The organism is Gimesia sp., assembly GCF_040219335.1.
Lineage (GTDB): Bacteria > Planctomycetota > Planctomycetia > Planctomycetales > Planctomycetaceae > Gimesia.
Genome location: NZ_JAVJSQ010000015.1, coordinates 20,482 through 44,176 on the forward strand (window position 1 = coordinate 20,482; position 23,695 = coordinate 44,176).

The window sequence follows — 23,695 nt, forward strand, 5'->3', positions numbered from 1 at the left end:
CTCCGCTTAATCAGACGATCACTTTGCCGGCCCGGATTTCGATCCAGGTTTTGATTTCCGACCCGGGGGGCAGCACCCGCAGCCCGGTTTCCAGCGCTTTTTCGGTCAGGTTGAGGGCGTTGGTCACACAGGTGTAAGGTTCCAGGCAGATGCAGTTCCGCTCGGGTGGTGTGAATACGACAAGCTCGGTGAACAGACTGTCGTAGTCCTGGGTGAGGACCAGACCCGCCTGCTCGTCCATAATCAGGCATTCATACTGATCAATGTCTTCCGGTAAGCCGCTGAGGATGTCATCGGCTTTTAACTGGTCGAACCAGGCTCCCTCACGCAAATCGTGTGCGGGTTGAATCGGCTGCTTGCCTCCGGTGGGCAGGCAGTCAGACAGAATCCACTCCTCGGTGGCCGGCGACTCGATCAGGCAGTTCTTCGGATTTCCTTCTTTGGAGAGCGGCACCTTGAAGTAGGGGTGAGTGCCCAGTCCCCAGGGAATGGGGGTGTCACCCGGATTTCCGATGCGGAAGTCAGCCCGCAGGGTGGCCCCTTTGACTTCGTAGCGGACCTCAATAAAAGCATCGCCGGGCCAGCAGGAAAGGCGGTGTCTGCCATCAATGCTCAGCTGAAACTGGGCCATGGCGAAGTTTTCTTCGTGGGCAATCACTCGCCAGGGAAGGTCCAGGCAGAAGCCATGAATGGCATTACCTGTATTGTCATGATAGGTCTTTTCGGGGGGGAGTTCATATGCGGTTCCCTCCCACTTGAAGCGACCTCCGGCGATCCGGTTAGGGAAGGGGAACAGGATCGGGATCCCGCTGCTGCTGGGGCGTTGTTCTCCGGTCTCGAACTCGGGATGGGAGTCGATCACGTCGATGCATTGGCCGTCGACCATTGCGTGGAACTGATAACAGTTAAATCCCAGTTCGGGCAGGATGCGAGCGGTGGAGCCGGTTTCCGGATCGGTAATTATCAGGGGCGTCATGTGTCAGAGTCGTTTCGTTTCCAGGTGTTATATGTGGTGTCGACTGGGTTGGCAGTTCGTTTCAGTTCCATTCGGGATGGGCGGTTTCCTGTGGAAGAAAACGTCGCTCTTCCATTGCCCGGCCGTGCAGTGTATCCCACAGATCGTAGGGATCAATTTCGAAAATGTCTTCCGCGGTTGCGGGGGTTGTAAGCCAGTCCATCCGGTAGAGTTCTGATTCCAGTTGCGATGGTGCCCAACCGGCACAGCCGAAGAAAATGCGGAAATCCAGATTGGGATCCCCTTCGGAGATCCGCCAGACCACCTGTTCGAAGACCTCGGGACTGCTGCCCATGAACAGGCCGGGAACGATGGCGTCTTTGGCTTTTTCCAGATCGCCGGCATTATGCAGGGCAAACATACCGTTGGGCTCTACAGGACCGCCCATAAAAACCAGGTCTTCCAGCTTGGGCATGTCAAAGTATCTGGAGAGCGCATTGGTGATTGAGAACGAAGATGGACGGTTCACAATCAGACCGGTGGCACCCTCATTGTTATGTTCTACGATCAGCACAACGGAACGGTAAAAATTCTGATCATTCAGTTTCCGGGTGGCGATTAAAAAGTGTCCCTTTAACGATTTCAGCATAAAGCGAATGTTTCTCCTCTGGTTCAGAACTGAATTCCGGACGGTCCGGGAAAATCTCCTCGAGTGAACAGGTAGCATTATATCTGGACAAAAGCTGAAAAAACAGAGTTAGATTTGAGACCCTCCAGCGCCCTTACCGTGTCCAAGCAATAATCTGCGGGTTAGGCAGATTATGCCCCGATCTGTGGGGGAGGGCCCTCATTCGCAGAATTTTCATAAAAACAGTATTTCAACTTGAACAGATGTAGGGTAACCTGTAAGTAGAGTTTGATCTGTTAAATAATGCGCTGACTTTATGTATTCCTGATGCGGGCGGTTTTATCACGATGAATACGAAACAAAAACTCTCTCTGCTGGCCTGTCTACTCTGTACTCTGCTTCTCTCACAGTCGCTGCAGGCAGAAGAAGAAAGTTATGAGCGCTTCGCAGTGCGCACCTGGAACTTCCGGGATGGCTCGGAGGCAAAAGGGAAGCTGATTGTAGTGAAGGGCCCCCAGGCCACGCTGCGTCTGGATGGTCAAGGGACCGTGCGCGTTTCTTTCGATAAGTTGAGCGTCAAAGATCTCAACTGGCTCTACGAGTATCATAAACGCCGCAATCAGTTGAGTTTTCTGCCGGAAGAGTACCGCAAAATTCACACGGAGTCCTCACTCCCGGAAACAAAGAGCGAACCTCCCGCGAAGACAGAGCCCGAGCCTGCCCCCGTTGAAAACAAGCCGTCTATGGAGCCGGACAAGAAAACGGCGACAGCGCCTGAGGCAGGCGGAGAGTCGTACAAACCATTTACACTCCGCGAGTGGAGTTTCAAAGATGGCAGCAGCTTTAAAGCCAAATTTGTCTCTATCAATCCCCAGCAGATTCAATTGATCAAAGAGTCAGGCGAACTGACGATGGTGCCTCTGGATCAGTTAACCATCAATGATATGAAGTGGCTGTTCGAGTATCATCGCCGGAATAAGCTGCTGGGTTTGTTGCCTCCAGCGATGCAGGAGCAAGCCAAAGCACTGGCGGCACAACTGGGGCTGCCTGCGGAAATGGAATCACCGGCGACCGCGATGACCGAACCGGGAACACCTGCGGCTGCGGATGACGATCCGAATGTGATTAAAGCGAATACGGAAATTGACCCTGAACTGGTAGCCGTGTTGTCTGATTACCGGTTCTGGTCCGACAAAAAGGGACAGAAGTCTGAAGCCCGGTTTGCAGGGCTGGAAGGCCGCGAAATCCGCTTTACACCAAGTCCCGGCTCGAACGCGGGCGTCGGAATCATCAGCATTCCCGTGGGAACCCTGAGTGATGAAGATCTGGAGTTACTACGCGAAGCACTGAAGATGCATGGGCGGATGTCTGAGCTTCCCCTGCCCTACCGGGAACCCTTTGATTCCAGCCTCTCAGCCCGCAAACTGAAACAGATGTTACGCGTCAACTTCCACCGCAAATGGACCGACGTTTCCGGCAATTCAGTCGCCGCTTCCTACATCAAAATGGAAAATGGCAACATCTCTCTCTTGATCACACAAAGCAACGCAGTTCAGGAATTCCCTTACGATAAGTTTTCCGAAGAGGATCATCAATACGTTCAGGAACGCCTGCAGAAAGAAGTGGCAGGTCAGTTCTTCCCGGAAAATGCAGAGACGACGCTGACCCCGGAAGAGCAGGAAAAAGAATTCCGAGTCTGGACGGACCGTAAGAATCGGCAGCTCAAAGGGAAATTCGTGCGACTCGCCTATGGCGATTCGGTTACCGTATTGAATACAGGAACAAAAGAAGAACTGTTCATCACGGAATTCTTCAGCGATGGCGACTTAAGCCTGATCAAACCCCGGAAACAGCAACAGCCGGATCAACTGGCGATGAACGAAGGGGGGATACCTGGAATTCCTGGTGCCGCCATGCCCGGCGCTGCCATGCCTGGTTCCGCGATGCCGGGGCCCGGGGGAATGAATTTCCCCGGCATGCAAAATCCGGGCATGCGTAACCCGGCGCTGCCTGAACCCGGTTCGATGATGCCTGCAGAGCCGGCAATGGCGAATCCTGCGATGGAACCTAATCCGGCTATGGAAATGTCAGCCAACATGATGGCGGAAAATTCTGCGCGGAATCCCGGGATGCCTGAACGTCCTGTCATGCAGAATACTTTCGAATGTGAACTGTGTGGTAAAACCCATACCTCGGAAAGCCTGTTGTTTGAACAATGTCCGCACTGTGGTGTGAAGCGGGGGGACATGATCTACCAGTGCGGCCGATGTAACAAGAAGTTCAAATCAGAAGGTTCCGGACTGACGGCCCCCTGTCCCTACTGTAATCCGAATCAGGGACGTAATGAGGTAGCCGCGAACAATAATTTCTCCTCCGATGCGAATGCAGGCGGCGGCGAATCGAGTAGTTCGGGAAGACGATCCAGCAACTATGCTTCCGGATATCGGACAGGCAGGGCGCTGGGCAAACTGTTTTTCTGGGGGCTGGCATTTCTCGGCTTTATTGGTGGTGCCTTGAAAATGCGTGGTTAACGGACAGACCTGATTACAAACAAAAACGCGGACGCCTCTTTGAGAAGCGTCCGCGTTTTTTTGTGAGTCTCAGCTGGGAATCAGGGGCGTTCATTTAGCACAGGCAGCTCTTTGGAGGTCTGCATCTGTTGAGCCGATTCCGGATCGACGTAGTCGCTGTGGCAGGAGGCTTTGTCCTGGTCGCCGGTCATTTCTTTCTTGACCTTGGAGGCCAGCTTGTGAATCTGGTCTGGACTGAGCACGCCCCGTTTTTCCAGAATCTCCTTCTGTTCTGCAGTCAGCGGCAGTGATTTCTTTGCTTTATCCCAGGCATAATCTTCCGATTTGCCCGACATGAACTCTTGAATTTCCTTGGAGATTCGCACGCTGCACCAGTCGTGACCACACATCGCACAGAAGTCGGTGTCGACGTCGAGGTCTTCGTCGTGCAGAGCCCGGGCGGTGTCCGGATCGAAGCTGAGTTCGAAGTGCTTTTCCCAGTTGAGGGCGGCGCGGGCTTCGGTCAACTCGTCGTCACGGTTGCGGGTACCGGGAATTCCCAGGGCGACGTCGGCTGCGTGGGCAGCGATCTTGTAAGCGATACAGCCCTGTTTGACGTCATCTTTCTTGGGCAGACCGAGGTGTTCTTTGGGAGTCACGTAGCAGAGCATGCTGGCACCGTGGTAACCCGCGGCGGTCGCACCGATACAGCTGGTGATATGGTCGTATCCAGGGAAGATATCAGTAACCAGGGGACCCAGTACGTAGAACGGAGCTCCGTGACAGAGTTTCCGCTGGACCTTCATATTGAATTCGATCTGGTCGAAGGAAATATGACCGGGGCCTTCGATCATGACCTGCACCCCTTTTTGCCAGGCACGCTCGGTCAGCTCACCCAGGACGCAGAGTTCTGCCAGCTGAGCCCGGTCGGATCCGTCAGCGAGACCACCGGGTCGCAGACCATCACCAATCGAGAAGCTGACGTCGTATTCCCGCATGATGTCGCAGATGTCATCCCAGAGATCGTACATCGGGTTCTGTTGTTTGTTGTGGAGCATCCACTTGGCCAGCAGTGATCCGCCGCGGCTGACGATGCCGATCAGGCGCTGGGCCACCAGTTCGAGGTGTTCCCGCAGGACGCCGGCATGAATGGTGAAGTAGTCCACACCCTGTTTGGCCTGGTGCTGCAGCATCTGCAGGATGCTGGCGTGATCCAGGTCTTCCAGGCGACGGGCAATGATCATGGAGTAGATCGGCACCGTACCGATGGGGACAGAGCTGTTCTGGATGATGGCCTGCCGACAGCCGTCAATATCGCCGCCGGTGGAGAGGTCCATCACAGTGTCTGCGCCCCATTGCTGGGCCCATTTCAGCTTTTCGATTTCTTCATCGGTCCCCGAGGAAACGGGTGAAGCGCCCATGTTGGCGTTGACCTTGGTTTTGGAAGCACGGCCGATGGCCATCGGATCGAGCTGGTAGCCCAGGTGGACCTTGTTGGCGGGAATGATCATCCGGCCGGCAGCGATTTCATCGCGGATCTGCTCTGCGGTCAGGTGCGGCTCGCGTTCAGCGACCCGTTCCATTTCCGGGGTGATGGTGCCACAACGGGCAAATTCGAGCTGGGTGACCGGCAGAAAGTCAGCCGGAGGCGTCCAGGCATCGGCGTTTTCGTAGTTCTCTTCAAATCCCGGTTTCAGCTCCCAGCCGGCGGGCATGAAATCCCAGGCGGTTTTGTCCGACGCTTCCGGCATTCCCGGGGTATCGGGTGAGGAGAAAGTCAGGGCTCCTTTGACCCCAGGGGCGATCTGGGGCGGATTGGCGAAACTTCCCGGGTTGGTCTGCTGGCCCCGCGTGGATGGGTTTCCGCCAATGGGTGGCAGTGAGTACAGAAGGTCATAAGAAGAAGAGGAGTTGGTCATACTATTAGCATCCTTACAAAATCTGATGCGGTCATTGAGTCTGTTAGATAGTCTGTCAGATTCTGAGCGAATCCGGATCAGAAACGAGATCTGCCAGCAGTTCTACTGCCTCAAACGGAAAATCGTCTTGGTTTCTGGAATATATAGTAGTGACCTGACGGCTTTTTTCAAACTGACTGGATGATAAGTCTGTGTGGTTTCCCATTGAAACGTGCATTGGTTATCATCTGGTCTGTTGAAAAGTAGCTCCAGACAACACATTTCTCTACAACACGTTTCTCTTTGAAAAAACAGATCAGGATCCGCACCCGGGTCCCATGAATTAAGGTTCGACATGCAGTACGACGTTTATGGTGTGGGTAATGCTCTCGTTGATATTCAGGCACGTATTTCCGATGCCACCCTGGAAAAGCTGGGTTACGCCAAAGGGATTATGACCCTCGTCGATGAAGAGGCACAGCAGAAGGTGCTGGGCGAGCTGGACGGTGCACCGCTGTCACAGTGTGCGGGCGGTTCTGCTGCGAATACGATTCTGGGGATCGCCGACTTCGGTGGAAAAGCGGCCTATGCGGGTAAAGTGGGCAGCGACATGCTGGGCGAATTCGACCTGGCAGACATGCGGAAGCTCGGGGTGACGATCGAAGTTCCTCCCGCCGCCGAAGGACAGACCGGAACCTGCGTAGTGCTGATTACTGATGACGCACAGCGGACGATGCTGACCAACCTGGGGGTCTCTGCGACACTCAGCGTGGAAGACATCAACGAAGAACACATCAAGCAGTCAAAATATGTGTATGTCGAGGGCTACCTGTTCACGGGAGAGACCCAGAAGAAAGCCGCCTATCGCGCGATCGAACTGGCCAAGAAGCATAACGTGAAGGTGGCATTCACCGTCTCCGACCCGTTCCTGATTAACCTGTTCCGGGACGAGTTCCAGCAGCTGATTGAAGGTCCCGTCGACCTGCTGTTCTGCAATCTGGAAGAAGCCCGCAGTCTGACCGGCGAACATGACGCCGTCGACTGTGCTCACGTGATTCACCACCACGTTCCGAACCTGGCACTGACGCTGGGCGGCGACGGTTCAATTCTGATGCACGAAGGCAAAGTGATTCCCATCGAAGGAGTCGAGACAGACGCCATCGATACTACCGGTGCCGGTGACATGTACGCTGCCGGCATTCTGTATGGCATTACCAACGGTCTGACCTGGCACCAGGCCGGGCACCTGGCTTCCCATGCAGCCGCCCGCATTGTCTCGCAGCTGGGCGCGCGACTGAAGAATCCTTTCACCGAGGATGAAATCAAGGAACTGCTCAGTTGATATGAAGCAAAACCATTACCCCCTCTTCGTACGACGCGATCTGGACGGTTTTTTCGCACTGATGATCGACAACCTCGTGCAGCTGCTGCTGATTGTGGCACTGTGCGGGTTGTGTGGCATCAGTGCCGATTCGGAAATTCTGCTGCAATACATTCTGCCTGGTGCTGCCCTGAGTATCCTGGTGGGAAATATCTTTTACGCCTGGCAGGCACATCAGCTGGCGAAAAAAGAGAATCGCACCGATGTGTGTGCGCTGCCTTATGGGATTAACACGCCGTCGCTGCTGGTCTATATCTTCTTCGTGATGGTGCCCGTCTATCAGCGGACCAATAGCGCGGAAGCGGCCTGGCAGATGGGGTTACTGGCCTGCTTCGGGAGCGGGGTGATTGAATTCCTGGGGGCTTTCGTGGCGGATCGGGTCCGCAAGGTGACACCGCGGGCGGCCCTGCTGTCGACCCTCGCGGGAATCGCGATCGGGTTCATCTCGATGACCTTTATGCTGAAGATTTATCAGCGGCCCATGATTGCCATGCTGCCGGCGGCGGTCGTGCTGCTGACACTTTTTTCCAAGACGAAGCTTCCCTTTCACATGCCGGGCGGATTACTGGCAATCATCGTGGGAACAATTTGCGCCTGGGGCCTGCCGGAAGTGATTCCGCAGTTGATGGAGGGCGCGCCGATGAGTGTCGAGGCGCTTAAAACCTCCTGGGGTCAGTGGGGCTGGTATCCACCTCACTTTGCGGGTGGCGCTCTCTGGGAACTGCTCAAACAGCCGAGTGAGTGGGTGGGATACATGTCGGTGATTTTCCCGATGGGCCTGTTCAATGTCATCGGCAGTATGCAGAACATCGAATCTGCAGAAGCGGCCGGCGACAGCTATCCTGCGAAGCCTTCGATGCTGGCCAACGGTGCCGGGACGATTGTGGCTTCGCTGCTGGGCAGCTGTTTTCCGACGACGATTTATATCGGTCACCCCGGCTGGAAAGAGATGGGATCGCGGGCCGGCTATTCGACGTTGAACGGGATCTTTTTCATGTTGATCTGCCTGACAGGGACGACCGGCGTGATCAGCAACATCATTCCGCTGGAAGCCGGGATCGCGATTGTACTCTGGATCGGAATGGTGATAACGGCTCAGGCGTTTAATGCATCTCCGTCGCGGCACGCACCCGCGGTAGCGCTGGGGCTGTTTCCGGCGATCGCTGCCTGGGGTATGACGGTGATGCAGGGAACTCTGCTTGTAGGCGGAGGAAAAAATCTGCAGGAGATTTTGACCGCGAATCCGTTTACCGAGGTGAATGGATTTCTGATGAATGGCATGGTGGTGATGGAGCGGGGCTTCATCTTCACCTGTATGATTCTGGCGGCCATCTGTGCCTGCCTGATTGATGGCAAATATCGATCGGCGGCGATCTGGTCCGTCATCGCGGCGATCTTCGCGTTTCTCGGTTTAACGAGCGCTTACGAAGTTGTGGGGAACGACATCCACTTCCGCCTGGCGTTTACCGAAGGGACCAAAGAGGCACTCACTTTCAGTGCCACGGGCATTGGTGTGGGCTACCTGTTGTTCGCGGCGACCTTCCTGATTCTGGGCGGGATTCGCGACGCAGAGCCACCCATCGAAGCGGAAGAAGAACCCAATCCACGGATAGAACCGGGGCACTGACGGGCGCGCGGAAGTTCGCTCATTCTGTGGTTGTTCCGCGGTCTGTGGTTGGACGGTTTACGGCTGGGGCGGGGCTTCGTAGATGCGCACATTGCGGAACTGGCTTTCGGCCCGGGCGATCACATCTTCATCGGCGATGAAGTGCAGGTAACGGTATTTCCCGGTCAGATAGCGGCCTACGCGAATCCGGAACCGTTTCCAGCCCGTTCCCGAATAGGTATTGAGCTGCTGGCCGATGTGCGACCAGGCTTCATAGCCGTAGATCTGGAACGTGTGGTTTTCCCGGTTGTATTCCCGGTCGGTATCGAAGCCGAACCCGTGAATCTGTCCCTGATGAGAGGAACGGAAATCGAACTCGATGACCGTATCGGGAGTGATTTCCTGATTCACTTCCACGCTCTTCCAGGCGTTGCCCCACAGGCGAATACCTTTGCCGTTTTCAATCAATTGATAGTTGGTGGGCAGCTCGTACTGGCCATCCTGAAAACTGTAAGGTTCAATCTTGGTGGAAGCGAAGTCAATCGCCGGGATATCACCGGGGGGATCGGCGACAGAGAACTGGCTGCGGGCGGGAAAAGTTTGCTGGTCTGCGACCAGCCGGTTCTGTTCCCGTCCCTGGCTGTTGAACACAATGGCCTGACCGGCTTCAACGAGGATCGGCTGATCGGGCACCTGTTCCTGGTCGATGTCTTCATCGGGGCGGGAGAGTGAGCGGGTCACCTGCACGCTTCCTTCGAAGACGTGCAGTTCGGATTCGTTGTCCGGATTGACGGCCAGACCGAAGTTGGCGGACTGCGAAAGGATCGTGAGATTGGCCGTGGTGAGGGTAAAGTCATGGTTGCGTGATGTGCCGACGACGGCCAGTCGACCCGATTTCAGGTAAGCGCGGCTGTCTGAATTGAGGCCCAGTTCAGCAGGACCTTCCAGCGCAATCGTGGTGCCTCCCAGAAAGTCAATCAGGGCACGTCCCGATTTCAGCTTGAGCCAGCCGGGAACCAGGGGCTTGCTGACATCCTGAGTCCACTCGGTCCGTTCCCAGACAGCGTCGTGTTCTTCGATGATCATGGCAGCGGGGACGCCATCGCTGGAGTCGATTCGCGCGATGGCCTGAGCGGGCTGGCTCTCCATGAGCAGCAGCATGGCCAGACAGACACAGACGGCCAGTGTGGCAGCGAGTGCATAACGGGTGAAGGCCAGCTGTTTACGCGTCGAAGCGACTTTGAGATCCTGTGCAGGCTCGGTCTGCGTGATGATTTCGGGAGTACAGAATTCCTCGGCCAGGGGGTCGGTCTGTCCCTCTTCCCACTGCAGCAGGGAATCGAGATTCATCATTTCCAGATAGAGTTCGCGTGACGCCTCATCGGACTCGAGTCGTTTCAGAAACTCCTGACTTTCTTCCTCGGTGAGCAGACCGTCGAGGAAGGCAGAAATGATTTCTTCGGGGTCTTTCCGATCCCCGTCAGGATGTTGTGGATTTTGATTCATGACAGACTATTCTCCCTGCTCGCTGGCAAGTGATTTCTGAACGCACTCTTGTAAAAGTTGTCGAATCCGGTACAGCATCTGAGAAACAGCCCCCACGGAGCGGCCCTGTTCCTCGGCGATGGCCTGGACTGACCCGCCTGCAGCATAGCGCTGCTGAATCAGGCGGCGACTTTGTTCCGGCAGCTTGGCCAGACATCGGGACAGTACCCGCTGCATGTCTTTGGAACCTGCCAGTTTTTCTTCATTCTGTTTGGCCAGCATGGATACCAGCTCTACGTTAAACACCATCGAATCCCGTTTGTTATCGCGATAATAAGCCAGAACCTGAAAGTAAGCTACTTTGCAGGCCCAGGCGACGAAGTTGGAACCCGGTTCGAATTCTTCACTGCGCCGCCAGAGCACCAGGTTGGTTTCCTGCAGGACATCCTGGACCGCTTGAGTGTCGGGCAGCAGCGAACGGATATAGGCGTATAGCTTGCTCTGATGCGCTGTGAGCAGTTGAACAAAATTTTCCGTCTCTTCCGGCTTCAAGTCGGGCGCTTTCAGGATCAATGCTATCGGTAACGTCATGATTCTTAGTGTTTCTGCATTAATATACCAGATTACAGAGAATCTCACCCAAAGAGGGGCATTGCCTCAAAAATTTCATAAATTGAAGCATATATGCATTATTCCGCATAAGATCGACGGGGCGACCGGTATATTAGACCAGATCACGTTTTAAAACGCTGTGACTTCTCACCTTGAGAACTGAAAATCAGGAATTGCCCGCAATGAACTACCTGGCATACGTTAAGCGCTCTCTGTGCCTGTTGAGTCTCACGCTCGCTCTGCCCCTGGCGGCGAATCTGTCTTTTGCTGACAAGCAGAACGGTGGTACGTCTACCCCCAGCAGCTATCGGGAGCTGATTCTCGCGGATCAGCCGGCGCTCTACTGGGATTTCACAAAGCCTGCATCGGAAGGCGGTTATGTCAGTGTGACCGCTGACGACAAACAGTCAAAACCGTTATCGGCACTGGTTCGCGGGCAGGCCCCACAGGCTGCAGCCGGTCCTCGTCCTTCCGAGTTTCCGTTGTTCGACAATCAGAACCAGTCTGCCCGGTTCAAGGCGGGAGATGGTTTTCTGCGGGTCGTCGATCCAGGCGAAGAGAGTCCACTGGACTTTGCAGCCGGGGATGAGATGACGATCGAGGCCTGGGTGAATCCTGCGTCGATCAAAGCGGGCCGCTTTCTCTACATCATTGGTAAAGGGCGAACGAACCGCAAAGGGGTTGCTGCGGACAATCAGAACTATAGTCTGCGTCTAACGGGTTCGGAAATCAGTTTTCTGTTTTGCACTCAACCTGAAAAGCAGGGAGAGAAACCGACTTATCACCGCTGGACCTCCACCGGAGCCGGCCTCAGTGCTCAGAGCTGGCATCATATCGCGCTGACCTACCAGTTCAGCAAAAAACAGAGTCTGCAGGCTTACATCAATGGTCAGCCCGTGAAAGGGAAGTGGGATGTGGGCGGCGATACCAGTCGGCCCCCCGTGGTTGATAACGACGAAGTCTGGATTGGCTCTTCGATGGGCGGCTCCGTTTACAGTTCGTTTGATGGTCTGCTGGATGAACTGGCCGTCTATCGTAAAGTGCTTTCTGCCAAACAGATTGCAGCGCACTTCAAATACCTCGCACCAGAAGTGAAGATTGACTGGACCGCGGTTCCCAGTGATCGCGTGCAGGTTGAGATTCACGAAGGCATCCCCAATAAGAAGTCGTGGCAGTTCCGTCCGCCCCGGCTCGCGGAAACTTTCACGGTGCCTCACTTCGCTTTGATTGAGATTCCCAACCGCTATTCTCAGAAAGGCGTCAAAGTTGATCGTCCCGATCCCTTCCTGGTTCGCGCGATGTCAAACCTGGTGATCCCCGTGGGGAAGAAGCGGATCCTGGTGCGGGCCCGTAACGGATCGCGATTGTATATAGACGAGAAGCTGGTCGCTGAAACGGGCTTTCATAAGATTACCAATAGTGGTCACGACAAAGTTTATGATGTCGACCTGAGCCTGGCACCCAACATTCGGCCGCTACACCGGGGCGATCAGGAGAAGGTGATTGAATTCACAGGAGATGGTAAGCCGCATCGCGTGCGGTTCGAAATGATCGTGGGTGGCTCCCGTCATCGACCCGACTTCGGTGAGACGGCGGTCTTCATCGGTGATCCCGGTAAAGACTTTCAACTGCTGACTCCTTCCGATCAGGTGGTGATGCTGACCGACGCAGACTGGACTGCGTTCGAACAACAGTATCGATATGACCTCATCGCCGTGAATGCAGAGCGTCGCCGAAGCGTTTCAAACAAAGAGGACCAGTACTGGGACTGGCGACATAAGCTGGCGAAAGAGGAAGTACTCAAACAGCCTCAGGTCAAAGTCCCAGCGGCAGCGAAAGGACTGCGGGCCAACAATGCCATCGATCATTTTATTAACCAGCGTCTGGCTAAGGAAAATGCAAAACAGTCTGCACCGCTGAGTGATCTGGCTTTTCTGAGACGACTGTCACTGGATACGACGGGAACCGTCCCTGCGCCTGAACTGGTGAAAGAGTACCTGGCTCAGAAGCCGGAGAATCGTCGTAGTTTCGCGATCGAGCGGCTGCTCCACGATCCCGCCTGGGCGGATAACTGGGTCGGATACTGGCAGGATGTGCTGGCAGAAAACCCGAACATTGTTAATCCAACGCTGAACAACACCGGACCATTTCGCTGGTGGATTCACGAATCCTTCTATGACAATAAACCCTTCGACCGTTTCCTGACCGAACTGGTGATGATGGAAGGCAGCAAATACTTTGGTGGTCCTGCGGGGTTTGAGATGGCATCGCAGAACGATGCCCCCATGGCGGCTAAGGCGCATATTATCGGCCAGGCCTTCCTCGGCTTGAACATGAAGTGTGCCCGCTGTCACGATGCCCCGTTCCACGACTTCAAACAACGGGATCTATTCAGCCTGGCAGCGATGCTCAAGCGGTCTCCACAGGGTGTGCCTAAGACCAGCTCGATTCCTGGCTTCGATCCCAAGTCGAACTCGATGCTTGTATCGGTAACACTGCTCCCAGGTGAGAACGTGACTCCGGAATGGACGTTTGAAGAACTGGTCAAGCCGGGCAAGTTCCCGGAGGACTATCTGAGATCCGAGAAAGATACCCGCGAGAAACTGGCGGCGATTATTACGTCTCCTCAGAACGAGCGGTTTGCCAACGTGCTTGTCAACCGGGTCTGGAAGCGCTACCTGGGCCATGGTCTGGTAGAGCCGGTCGATGACTGGGATGGCCAGGAGCCGTCGCATCCTGAGCTGTTGAAGTACCTGTCACAACAGTTCGTGTTACACGGTTATGACATGAAGCAGCTGGCCCGGATGATTTTCGAATCGGACCTCTATCAGCGACAGGCTTCGACAGATCGCGCCACGGTTCAGGCACTCTTGGATACAACTTACAATTTCTCATCGCCGGTATTGCGCCGGATGGAAGCAGAACAGATTGTGGATTCGTTGTTCGCGATTTGTGGTAAGCCTCTGGACGCCGGTCCGATGTGTATCGACATCGACGGGGCGCGTCACTATCACAACTCGCTTGACCTGGGCATCCCGCGACGGGCCTGGCAGTTTACGTCTCCCTCGAATGAGCGTGACCGGCCCAGCCTGGCACTCCCCTTCGGTCAGCCCTTCATCACGCTGATGAAAACATTCGGCTGGCGGGACACGCGTCAGCATCCGATTACGGTCCGCGAATATGCTTCGACGGCGCTGCAACCGGCGATCCTGGCGAATGGTTTACTGGGTCAGCGGTTCACACGTCTGTCGGACGACAGTGACTTTACGGAACTGGCGCTGCAGGAGCAGTCGCTGGAAGCTTTGATTCAGAAAACATTCATGAAGACTCTCACGCGTGAACCGACGGCGGAAGAGCTCGCGCTCTTCACGGATCTGCTACAGTCCGGATATGCAGAGCGGATGAACCCGGGGGCCGAGATCGTCACCCGCGAGCGTCTGCCACGCAACCTGGTGAGCTGGTCGAATCACGTCAGCCCGCGGGCCAATGAAGTCAAGGTCGAGCTGGAGGTTGCCGTCAAGAAAGGTGACCCGCCGACACAGCGTCTGAAGGACGACTGGCGGAACCGTTACGAGGATCTGCTCTGGTCACTGCTGAATTCGCCCGAGTTTTTGTTTCTGCCCTGACAGGCATGTGCACATGTGGTCTGGGGGGCGAGATATCCCTGTTATTCAGGGGTTTCCCTCAAAAATTTCATAAATTGGACAATCAATATATAATTAAGCGTGAGATCGAGATGATGTCCGGTATAGTAATCTGGATCACGAGTTAAATCCTCGTGGCATGCTTGTGTACAGTACGTTTGTCAGTGCCGGCACCTCTGGTTTCTGACGAATCTCGCCTGCTGTGACGTCTCATTTGAGAACCTGATATTCTGGAATTGCCCGCTATGAACCACCTGGCATACATTAAGCGTTCCCTGTGCCTGCTGAGTCTTTCGCTCGTCCTGCCTCTGTCTGCGAGCCCCGCTCACGCTGAAAAAGAAAAACCAGCCCAAGCCAAACCGGCCAGTTACCGGGAAATGATTCTGTCGAATCAGCCGACCCTCTACTGGGACTTTGAAGCCTCCACGCCGGAAGGTTATCCCAGTGTCGCGGCTGATAAAAAGCAGCCCTTGAAAGCCCTGGTCCATGGTCAGGCTCCCAAGTCGGTTGCCGGCCCCCGTCCTTCTGAGTTTCCACTGTTTGACAACAAAAACAACGCCGCTCAGTTTAAAGCTGGCGCTGGTTACCTGCGGGTTGTCGACCCGGGGGAAAAGAGTCCGCTGGATTTCACTGCCGGCGACTCCATCACTGTGGAAGCCTGGATCAATCTGAATTCAACAGACGCTGGTCGTCACTACTATATCATTGGTAAAGGTCGCACCAACCGCAAAGGAGTTGCCCGGGACAATCAGAACTATGCCCTGCGGGTGACCGGTTCGGAGATCAGCTTCCTGTTCCGTGGCAAGCCCGACAAAAAGGATGTGAAGCCCGACTATCATCGCTGGACTTCCACCGGCGCCGGTATCAGTTCCCACAACTGGCATCATGTCGCAGTGACTTATACCTTCGGCAAAAAGAAAAGTCTGAGTGCGTATGTCGACGGTCAGTCGGTCAAAGGTAAATGGGACATGGGCGGCGATACCACCTACGCTCCCGTCGTCGACAATGACGAAGTCTGGATCGGTTCCTCTATGGGAGGATCGGCCCGCAGTTCGTTTGATGGTCTGATGGATGAACTGGCCGTGTATCGCAAGGTGCTGCCCGCGAAAGAAATTACTGCACACTTTAAATATGTCACTCCGAAGCCAACCATCGACTGGACTTCAGTTCCCAGCGATCGCGTGCAGGTCGATATCTACGAAGGGGTTCCGAACAAGAAGTCCTGGCAGTTCCGTCCGCCTCGTCTCGCGGAGACTTTCACTCAGCCTCACTTCACCCTGATTGAAATCCCCAACCGGTATTCGGAAAAGGGTGTGAAAGTGGATCGTCCCGATCCTTTCCTGGTACGGGCGATGTGCAACCTGACGCTGCCCAAAGGGAAAAAACGAATCCTGGTAAGGGCCCGTAATGGATCGCGGTTGTATATTGATGACAAGCTGGTTGCTGAGACCGCTTTCCATAATATTTCCGGCAGTGCTCACGGTACTGTCTTTGATGTTGATCTGAGCCTGGCTCCGAATATTCGTCCGCTGCACCGTGGGGACCATGAAAAAGTGATCGAATACACGGGAGACGGCAAGCCGCATCGCGTACGGTTCGAAATGATTGTGGGTGGTTCGCGTCATCGTCCCGACTTCGGTGAAACGGCTGTCTTCATCGGCGATCCCGGTAAAGACTTCCAGCTGCTGACTCCCTCTGACAAAGTTGTCATGCTGACCGATAAGGATTGGCTGCCGTTCGCACGCCAGTACCGTTACGATCAGATTGCCATCAATGCAGAGCGTCGTCAGGCGGCCTCGAAAAAAGAAGCTGAGTACTGGGACTGGCGGCATAAGCTGGCGAAAGAGGAAGTGCTCAAGCAGCCTCAGGTCAAAGTGCCTGCTGCAGCGAAAGGTCTGCGGGCCAACAACGCCATCGATCACTTCATTAACCAGCGACTGTCGAAAGAAAATGCCAAACAGTCTGCACCGCTGAACGATCTGGCTTTCCTGCGTCGGCTGTCACTCGATACAACGGGGACAATTCCTTCGCCTGAACTGGTGAAAGAGTACCTGGCAGAGAAGCCTGAGAATCGTCGCAGTTTCGCGATCGAGCGACTGCTCAACGATCCCGCCTGGGCGGATAACTGGGTCGGATACTGGCAGGATGTGCTGGCAGAAAACCCAAACATCGTTAATCCAACGCTCAATAACACCGGGCCATTCCGCTGGTGGATTCACGAGTCTTTCTATGATAACAAGCCCTTTGATCGTTTCCTGACCGAACTGGTAATGATGGAAGGCAGCAAATACTTTGGTGGTCCTGCTGGCTTTGAAATGGCTTCGCAGAACGATGCCCCCATGGCTGCTAAAGCACATATTATCGGGCAGGCCTTTCTCGGCTTGAACATGAAGTGTGCCCGCTGTCACGATGCCCCGTTCCATGACTTCAAACAACGGGATCTGTTCAGCCTCGCGGCGATGCTCAAGCGGTCTCCGCAGGGCGTGCCTAAGACCAGTTCAATTCCCGGCTTCGATCCCAAGTCGAACTCGATGCTCGTTTCGGTAACACTGCTGCCGGGCGAGAATGTGACACCGGAATGGACGTTTGAAGAACTGGTCAAGCCGGGCAAATTTCCCGCGAATTATCTGCGATCCGAAAAAGATACGCGTGAAAAACTGGCTGCGATAATCACGTCTCCTCAGAACGAGAGGTTCGCGAATGTGCTTGTGAACCGGGTCTGGAAGCGTTACCTGGGCCATGGTCTGGTGGAACCCGTTGATGACTGGGACGGTCAGGAACCGTCACATCCCGAGCTGCTGAAATACCTGTCCCAGCAGTTTGTGCTGCATGGTTATGATATGAAGCAGCTGGCGCGGATGATCTTCGAATCGGACCTCTACCAGCGCGAAGCATCTACCGATCTGACCACCGTACAGGGGCTGTTTGACACCACCTATAACTTCTCATCGCCGGTACTGCGACGGATGGAAGCGGAACAGATTGTGGACTCATTGTTCGCGGTCTGTGGCAAGCCACTGGATGCCGGTCGGATGTGTATCGACATCGATGGTTCGCGCGATTACCACAGCTCGCTCGACCTGGGTACGCCGCGTCGGGCCTGGCAGTTTACGTCTCCCTCAAACGAGCGTGACCGGCCCAGTCTGGCACTGCCTTTCGGTCAGCCTTTCATCACGCTGATGAAAACGTTTGGCTGGCGGGATACGCGACAGAGTCCGCTGACGGTTCGCGAATATGCCTCCACAGCGCTGCAGCCGGCGATCCTGGCGAACGGCGTACTGGGGCAGCGGTTTACGCGGCTGTCAGACGACAGTGCCTTCACGGAACTGGCGCTGCAGGAGCAGTCGCTGGAAACTCTGATCAACGAAACGGTAATGAAAACACTCACACGCAAGCCGACAGCTGAAGAGCTCAAACTATTTACAGAGCTGTTGCAGCCCGGTTATGCAGAGCGGGTGAATTCCAGTGCCGAAATCGTGAGCCGCGAACGTCTGCCACGTAATCTGGTAGGCTGGTCGAACCACCTGAGCCCGCGGGCGAATGAAATTAAGGTGGAGCTGGAGGCCGCGGTGAAGAAAGGTGATCCGCCGACACAGCGTCTGAATGACGACTGGCGGAACCGTTACGAAGATATGCTCTGGTCACTGTTGAATTCTCCCGAATTTATCTTTGTCCCTTAACGACTACTGCTGATTAGAACGATAAACGAATAACACGCTTTGATCTTTTCAATAAAGAGTGAATCATGAACGAATTTCAGTCAACACGTCGCGATTTCTTAAGACAGGCTTCCGCCACCGGTCTGGCGGCTTCCGCTCTGGGGACTTCCTGGCAGCAGTTACTGGCCTCGGAAAAACATGGTACTAAACCGCACGGTTCTAAAAAACTGGCGATGCCCGTCGGTAAAGCGGAACACTGCATCATGATCTGGCTGGGCGGTGGTTCCTGTCATATCGATACCTGGGATCCCAAACGCAAAGGCGATCCGAAGGCCAAGAAAGCGGGTTCCTATTACGACCCGATTCCGACCGCCATCAAAGGGACCGAGGTCTGTGAGCATCTTTCCAAGTGTGCTCCCATTCTGGACCGGTTCAACATTGTCCGCAGTGTGCACCATGAAGTGATCGACGAGCACGCTGCTGCCACCAACCGGATGCACACGGGGCGTCCCACAACCGGAACGATTACCTATCCGTCTGTTGGATCTGTTGTCGCTCATCAGCGCGGAGCCGTCAGTGATATCGCCCCTGCTTATGTGCTCATCGGTTATCCCAACGTGACCCGTGGCCCCGGCTTTTTGGGCAGCAAGGCCGGTTATGTCTATCTGACTGACACCAACGCCGGCCCCAGCGGTTTCACCCGTTCTTCACGGGTGAACCAGAGTCGCCAGGATCGTCGTGAACGGCTCCTGACTAAGATGCGAGCCGATTACCGTCAGAAGAGCATTGGCGGACAGACGATTCAGGACTACGATCAATCTGTGGCAGAAGCACTTCGCCTGTCCGGTCCTGAATTCATGAAGGTCTTCCAGCTGGACAACGAAAAGAGCGACCTGCGGAATTCGTACGGCGGCGAATTCGGTCAGCGGTGTCTGCTCTCACGTCGTCTGATTCAGTCAGGCGTGCGTTTCATCGAAGTCTCTCACAACCTCAACTTTGTGAATGGGACCGGCTGGGATACACACAATGACGGGCAGCTGAATCAGCATCTGCTGATCAAGGAACTCGATTCCGCACTGTCAGCTTTGGTGCTGGATCTCGAACAGCACAAGCTGCTCGACAAAACACTGATTGTCGTGGCTTCCGAGTTCGGTCGTCCGGCCCGCTTCGATTCGGGCGGAGGACGCGGTCACCAGTCGAAAGCTTTCAGTGTCGTGCTGGCCGGTGGTGGTCTGAAGAACGGGATGACCATTGGTGAAACCAACGAACTGGGCGAAGAAATCGTTTCCCGCCCTGTCTCCGTACCCGATCTGCACGCGACAATTTACGCCAGTCTGGGTATTGATCCTTCTGAAGAACTCTACGCAGGCGACCGTCCGGTGCCCATCACCGACATGGGCGATCCTGTACGCGAGCTGTTCGGTTAAGCGTCAGCTGGCTTGAAAACAGTAACAGCGAGTTGTCACCCAAGGGATGGCAACTCGCTTTTTTTGCGCCGGTGTACAGGAAAGTCATTCGAGACAGACTGGAATTCAGGAAGTAGAAGTGTATCCTTGGGGCAGGAGCATTTACCGCTGGAATTCCATAGAAGGTCTGTTGCATGTCTACCCGGCCCACTCACCATTACCTGATCGTCGTGGCTGTGATTCTGTTTATCGGGATTCTGGCCCTGTTTCTGACCCTCCAGCCGGGAGGTGGTCCGGTGGGGAGCGGCCCCCTCTCATACGACGAAGCGCAGCAACTCTTGCGGCTTAAAAATGAGGGAATCGCTTATCTGGAAAACGAGCGTTACGCCGAGAGTGACCCACTGCTGGAGCGGTTGACCGAAGAACTGCCTGGCGATGTGATCGGCTTTCAGAATCTGACGATCTGTCGGTTGCTGCAACTGACTCCCGAAAAACTGGTCGATCATCAGTCGGGGAAACAACTGGCTGACCAGGCGCAGGCAACGGTAGCACAGTTGATCAAGATTGCTCCGGAATCGAGTGCCAGCTATGTCCTTTCAGCCCGCATTCAACTGGCGCTGGGAAATGAGCCCAAGGCGGAAGAGGCGTTGCAACAGGCGCTGGAAAAAAGTCCCGAGTCTGCAGCGATCTGGTTTGAGTTGTCCCAGTTGCAAAAACAGAATGTGAAGCCCGAGCAACAGGCGCTGGCGAATGCGTCGCTGAAACGTGCCTGGGAACTGCAGCCTGATAACCTGTTTCTGGCGATCGATTATCTGCAGGTCGCCGCTGTGGAGAAGTCAGAGCAGACGAAAGCCGTCTTCGAACAGGTCAAGCAGCTGGCTGCGCCGCTGGCGGAAAGCGTGAAAGATCATACCCGGCTGGATTTGAATGAAGTCATCAAGGCGTCTCTGCAGGCGATCACAGACGGGAAGTGGAATTTCGTTACCCGTAATGCCCGCGTGCTCAGAAATGTGTTAATCGCCGAGGATCTGGTGAAAAGTGATCGCCGTCGGGTTGAACAGAATCCGCTTGAATTTGTGATCCCCGATTTTCCGCCTGCTTTTTATGCGGCCGTCGAGTGGCCCGCTCAGGAGAAACCGCTGTCGGTGAAGTTTGCCGAACCCCGGGCGATTGAGTTCAATGAAGACGTGTTGGCTGACATCAGGGATCTCAAGATCGCGGATTTCGACCTCGATGGTAAACCCGATCTGATTCTACTGACGGCGGAGCGGGTGCAGGTATTTCAGCAGGGAGGGGACGGCCGCTGGTCAGTGATGACCTCAACAGCAGCGGAGGGGGACTTCCATGAAATTCATGCCGTTGATCTGGATGGCGATGTGCAGCAGCTCGCTCCATCGCCGGCTGGTGAGAAAAAAGAGGAGCCCCAGACAATCGCTGCCATCTCACCGGCCCGGGATGCCGATCTCGATCTGGTGCTGGCAGGGAAAGCCGGGATTCGCATCCTGGAAAATCAGGCGGATGATAAACAAGGAACACGAAAACTGGTTCACCGACCGCAGGCCGATTCCCTGGATGCGTTGTCCGATGTGCTGACGGTGAATTTTTCTGACCTGGATCACGATGGCGATCTGGACCTGGTTGCTTCGACCGGGGTGGGAATTTCGCTCTGGTCGAATCGGGGGAATCTGTCGTTTCAGGAAATCAGTGCCAACTCCCAACTGCCGCCCGCGGATCTGGCGGCGACTTCGATTGTGCGCGTGGACTGGGACCGCGATGTCGATCTGGATCTGATTCTCTGCAGCAGAACGACCCGGCAGGCAGGTTACCTCGAAAACCTGCGACATGGCCGGTTTCGCTGGCGGACATTTTCCCAAGTTGAATCAGAGAACGGCCCCACGGCCAATCAGTTCGAAGAGTGCGTACTCACCGACTATGACCGGAACGGTTCCTGGGATCTGGTGGGCGTGCAGCGTCAGGCTCTGGTGCTGGCGGGAACCCGGTTGCTGGGGACAGGAGAAGTGCACGTTGATTCGGTGCAGCAGATCCGGGAGACAAAACTGGCTGATATTCAGGGCACCCTTTTGCAGGCAGGAGATCTGAATAATGATGGCGTAATGGATGTGCTGGCGGTAAGCGGGAACGGCTTGCAGGTGTTGTTAGGCACCGCCGAGCATCGAACCGAGCAGACCGCTTATGTGACCGATGAAGCGGTCGCCAGTAAGAATTCGATCCAACTGTTCCGTGTGGCAGACCTGAACCAGGATGGCAGCCTGGATGTGATTACGGTTGAAGCAGGGAAAGTGATGTTCCTGCAGAATCAGGGGAACGATAATCACTGGATCGATGTCTCACTCCGCGCGGAGCAGGTCAAAGGGGAAGTGAAGTCTGCCAGTGGTCGCGTGAATCATTATGGTGTGGGCAGCCTGGTGGAACTCCGCAGCGGTGCGATTTATCAGCCTCAGATTGTGGCAGGACAGTCAACGCATTTCGGACTGGGGAAACAGACGGTCGCGGAGGCGGTTCGCGTGTTGTGGACGAATGGGATTCCGGTCAACATCATCAATGCGAAAACCGATCAGCGGATTTACGAGAAGCAGACATTGATGGGGTCCTGCCCCTATCTTTATACCTGGGACGGAGAGCAGTTCACGTTTTATACGGATCTGTTGTGGGCGGCGCCGATCGGGCTGCAGTTCGGAAAAGGGATTGTGGCTCCGAGTCGTGACTGGGAATTTCTCAAGATTGACGGCGACCGACTTCAGGAGAAAGAGGGTTACTATGAACTGCGGATTACGGAAGAGCTCTGGGAGGCAGGTTATTTCGACCTGGTTGAACTGACGGCCGTCGACCATCCGGCAGAGGTGGAGATCTTTTCCAATGAAAAGGTGGGGCCACCCGATCTGGCTGAATTCAAGATTCATATGGCGCGCGAAACACAAACGCCGGTCGGGGCCGTCAATCATCGCGGACGGGATGTCCTGCCGGAGATACGAGACGTGGATGACGTGTATGCGAAGACCTTCGACGAAAAGTACCGTCAGGGATTGACCGAGGTGCATGCGCTCGAACTGGATTTGAATCACGCGGCGGTGAAGCAAGCGAAAACACCACGCATCAAGCTGTTTTTGACAGGCTGGCTGTATCCAACGGACACGGGGATTAACCTGGCGCTCGATGAGAATCCCGCGCTGCCTTCGCCACGACCTCCATCACTGGCAGTGCCGGATAACAGCGGTGGCTGGAAAGCGATCCAGCCGTTTATGGGTTTTCCGGGAGGCAAGACAAAAACGATTGTTGTGGACCTGGCAGATCAGTTTCTGACGGATGACTATCGCGTGCGGATTGAAACCAACATGGAGTTCTACTGGGACCAGATCTTTTTTACGGTCGACGAGAGTCCGGCTGAGTTCATGACACACGTCTGTCCCCTCGAAACTGCGGACTTACAGCACCGGGGTTTTTCAACGCCGATCATCCACCCGGGGAATGGTCCCGAGCGGTACGATTATCAGAAGCTCACTGAGCAGATCCAGTGGCCGCCGATGCAGGGGGGCTTTACCCGTTATGGGGATGTGAAACCGCTTGTGGAAAAAGCCGACAACCGGCTGGTGATTCTCGGTGCCGGGGATGAGATGCGGCTGCGATTTCGCGTTCCCGCTGGTCCCCCGCGTCCGGGTTGGAAGCGGGACTTCATTCTGCATAATGTGGGTTGGGACAAGGACGCGAACCTGCACACGATTCTGGGCCAGGCGGTGGAACCGCTGCCGTTCCGGGAGATGCGGAGCTACCCGTATCCGAGTGAGGAATATCCTGAGGGATCTGTGCTCAAGTCTGATCGGGAGAAGTACCATACCCGTCGGCAGGACAGTGCCGCTTTCTGGAAACACTTGTCCCGTCCCTGATGTTTTCAG

The 23,695-nt window shown here is 55.2% G+C and carries 12 protein-coding genes; 7 read left to right on the forward strand and 5 right to left on the reverse strand.

From position 1 onward, the window contains the following. Nucleotides 1–10: 10 nt before the first annotated feature. Together RID21_RS12880 and RID21_RS12885 are read right to left on the reverse strand one after the other, a co-directional pair. Nucleotides 11–976, reverse strand: a complete 966-nt coding sequence (locus RID21_RS12880) for an aldose 1-epimerase (protein ID WP_350189413.1) — start codon at nucleotides 974–976, stop codon at nucleotides 11–13. A gap of 61 nt (nucleotides 977–1,037) precedes the next feature. Next, on the reverse strand, nucleotides 1,038–1,604 hold the full coding sequence (locus tag RID21_RS12885) for a YqgE/AlgH family protein (RefSeq protein ID WP_350189415.1): 567 nt from the start codon (nucleotides 1,602–1,604) through the stop codon (nucleotides 1,038–1,040). Between the two features lie 326 nt (nucleotides 1,605–1,930). Between RID21_RS12885 and RID21_RS12890 the strand changes: the two genes are divergently transcribed. After that, nucleotides 1,931–4,114: an SHD1 domain-containing protein gene (locus RID21_RS12890; protein ID WP_350189420.1), complete on the forward strand. Its 2,184-nt coding sequence runs from the start codon at nucleotides 1,931–1,933 to the stop codon at nucleotides 4,112–4,114. Nucleotides 4,115–4,194: 80 nt separating this feature from the next. Here RID21_RS12890 and thiC read toward each other — a convergent pair whose 3' ends face one another. After that, nucleotides 4,195–6,012, reverse strand: a complete 1,818-nt coding sequence (gene thiC, locus RID21_RS12895; protein WP_502892612.1) for a phosphomethylpyrimidine synthase ThiC — start codon at nucleotides 6,010–6,012, stop codon at nucleotides 4,195–4,197. 334 nt (nucleotides 6,013–6,346) lie between these two features. Here thiC and RID21_RS12900 point away from each other — a divergent pair, with 334 nt between their 5' ends. Beyond that, nucleotides 6,347–7,333: an adenosine kinase gene (locus tag RID21_RS12900; RefSeq protein WP_145180162.1), complete on the forward strand. Its 987-nt coding sequence runs from the start codon at nucleotides 6,347–6,349 to the stop codon at nucleotides 7,331–7,333. A 1-nt stretch (nucleotide 7,334) separates the two neighbouring features. Continuing rightward, nucleotides 7,335–8,999 carry an NCS2 family permease gene (locus RID21_RS12905; RefSeq protein WP_350189422.1) on the forward strand — a complete coding sequence of 555 codons (1,665 nt, stop codon included), beginning with the start codon at nucleotides 7,335–7,337 and terminating at the stop codon, nucleotides 8,997–8,999. Nucleotides 9,000–9,056: 57 nt separating this feature from the next. Here the strand turns inward: RID21_RS12905 and RID21_RS12910 are convergent, their stop codons facing one another. Together RID21_RS12910 and RID21_RS12915 are read right to left on the reverse strand one after the other, a co-directional pair. Beyond that, nucleotides 9,057–10,484 (reverse strand): hypothetical protein, encoded by a 1,428-nt coding sequence (locus RID21_RS12910; protein WP_350189424.1) that lies wholly within the window; start codon nucleotides 10,482–10,484, stop codon nucleotides 9,057–9,059. Between the two features lie 6 nt (nucleotides 10,485–10,490). After that, complete coding sequence (locus tag RID21_RS12915) at nucleotides 10,491–11,054, reverse strand: sigma-70 family RNA polymerase sigma factor (protein ID WP_145035841.1); 564 nt, start codon at nucleotides 11,052–11,054, stop codon at nucleotides 10,491–10,493. A 203-nt stretch (nucleotides 11,055–11,257) separates the two neighbouring features. Here RID21_RS12915 and RID21_RS12920 point away from each other — a divergent pair, with 203 nt between their 5' ends. From RID21_RS12920 to RID21_RS12935, 4 genes are all read left to right on the forward strand, one after another. Next, nucleotides 11,258–14,701, forward strand: coding sequence for a DUF1553 domain-containing protein (locus RID21_RS12920; protein WP_350189426.1), 3,444 nt, complete (start codon nucleotides 11,258–11,260; stop codon nucleotides 14,699–14,701). Nucleotides 14,702–14,964: 263 nt separating this feature from the next. Beyond that, nucleotides 14,965–18,399 carry a DUF1553 domain-containing protein gene (locus tag RID21_RS12925; protein WP_350189428.1) on the forward strand — a complete coding sequence of 1,145 codons (3,435 nt, stop codon included), beginning with the start codon at nucleotides 14,965–14,967 and terminating at the stop codon, nucleotides 18,397–18,399. Between the two features lie 65 nt (nucleotides 18,400–18,464). Continuing rightward, complete coding sequence (locus RID21_RS12930) at nucleotides 18,465–19,805, forward strand: DUF1501 domain-containing protein (protein ID WP_145035847.1); 1,341 nt, start codon at nucleotides 18,465–18,467, stop codon at nucleotides 19,803–19,805. Nucleotides 19,806–19,978: 173 nt separating this feature from the next. Next, the gene (locus tag RID21_RS12935; protein WP_350189430.1) at nucleotides 19,979–23,686 is read left to right on the forward strand and encodes an FG-GAP-like repeat-containing protein; all 3,708 of its coding nucleotides are present in this window, start codon (nucleotides 19,979–19,981) and stop codon (nucleotides 23,684–23,686) included. Nucleotides 23,687–23,695: the final 9 nt, after the last annotated feature.

Coding starts and splice junctions, on each gene's coding strand:
- RID21_RS12880 (WP_350189413.1), bottom strand. CDS start 976: ATGACGCCCCTGATAATTACCGATCCGGAAACCGGCTCCACCGCTCGC.
- RID21_RS12885 (WP_350189415.1), bottom strand. CDS start 1,604: ATGCTGAAATCGTTAAAGGGACACTTTTTAATCGCCACCCGGAAACTG.
- RID21_RS12890 (WP_350189420.1), top strand. CDS start 1,931: ATGAATACGAAACAAAAACTCTCTCTGCTGGCCTGTCTACTCTGTACT.
- thiC (WP_502892612.1), bottom strand. CDS start 6,012: ATGACCAACTCCTCTTCTTCTTATGACCTTCTGTACTCACTGCCACCC.
- RID21_RS12900 (WP_145180162.1), top strand. CDS start 6,347: ATGCAGTACGACGTTTATGGTGTGGGTAATGCTCTCGTTGATATTCAG.
- RID21_RS12905 (WP_350189422.1), top strand. CDS start 7,335: ATGAAGCAAAACCATTACCCCCTCTTCGTACGACGCGATCTGGACGGT.
- RID21_RS12910 (WP_350189424.1), bottom strand. CDS start 10,484: ATGAATCAAAATCCACAACATCCTGACGGGGATCGGAAAGACCCCGAA.
- RID21_RS12915 (WP_145035841.1), bottom strand. CDS start 11,054: ATGACGTTACCGATAGCATTGATCCTGAAAGCGCCCGACTTGAAGCCG.
- RID21_RS12920 (WP_350189426.1), top strand. CDS start 11,258: ATGAACTACCTGGCATACGTTAAGCGCTCTCTGTGCCTGTTGAGTCTC.
- RID21_RS12925 (WP_350189428.1), top strand. CDS start 14,965: ATGAACCACCTGGCATACATTAAGCGTTCCCTGTGCCTGCTGAGTCTT.
- RID21_RS12930 (WP_145035847.1), top strand. CDS start 18,465: ATGAACGAATTTCAGTCAACACGTCGCGATTTCTTAAGACAGGCTTCC.
- RID21_RS12935 (WP_350189430.1), top strand. CDS start 19,979: ATGTCTACCCGGCCCACTCACCATTACCTGATCGTCGTGGCTGTGATT.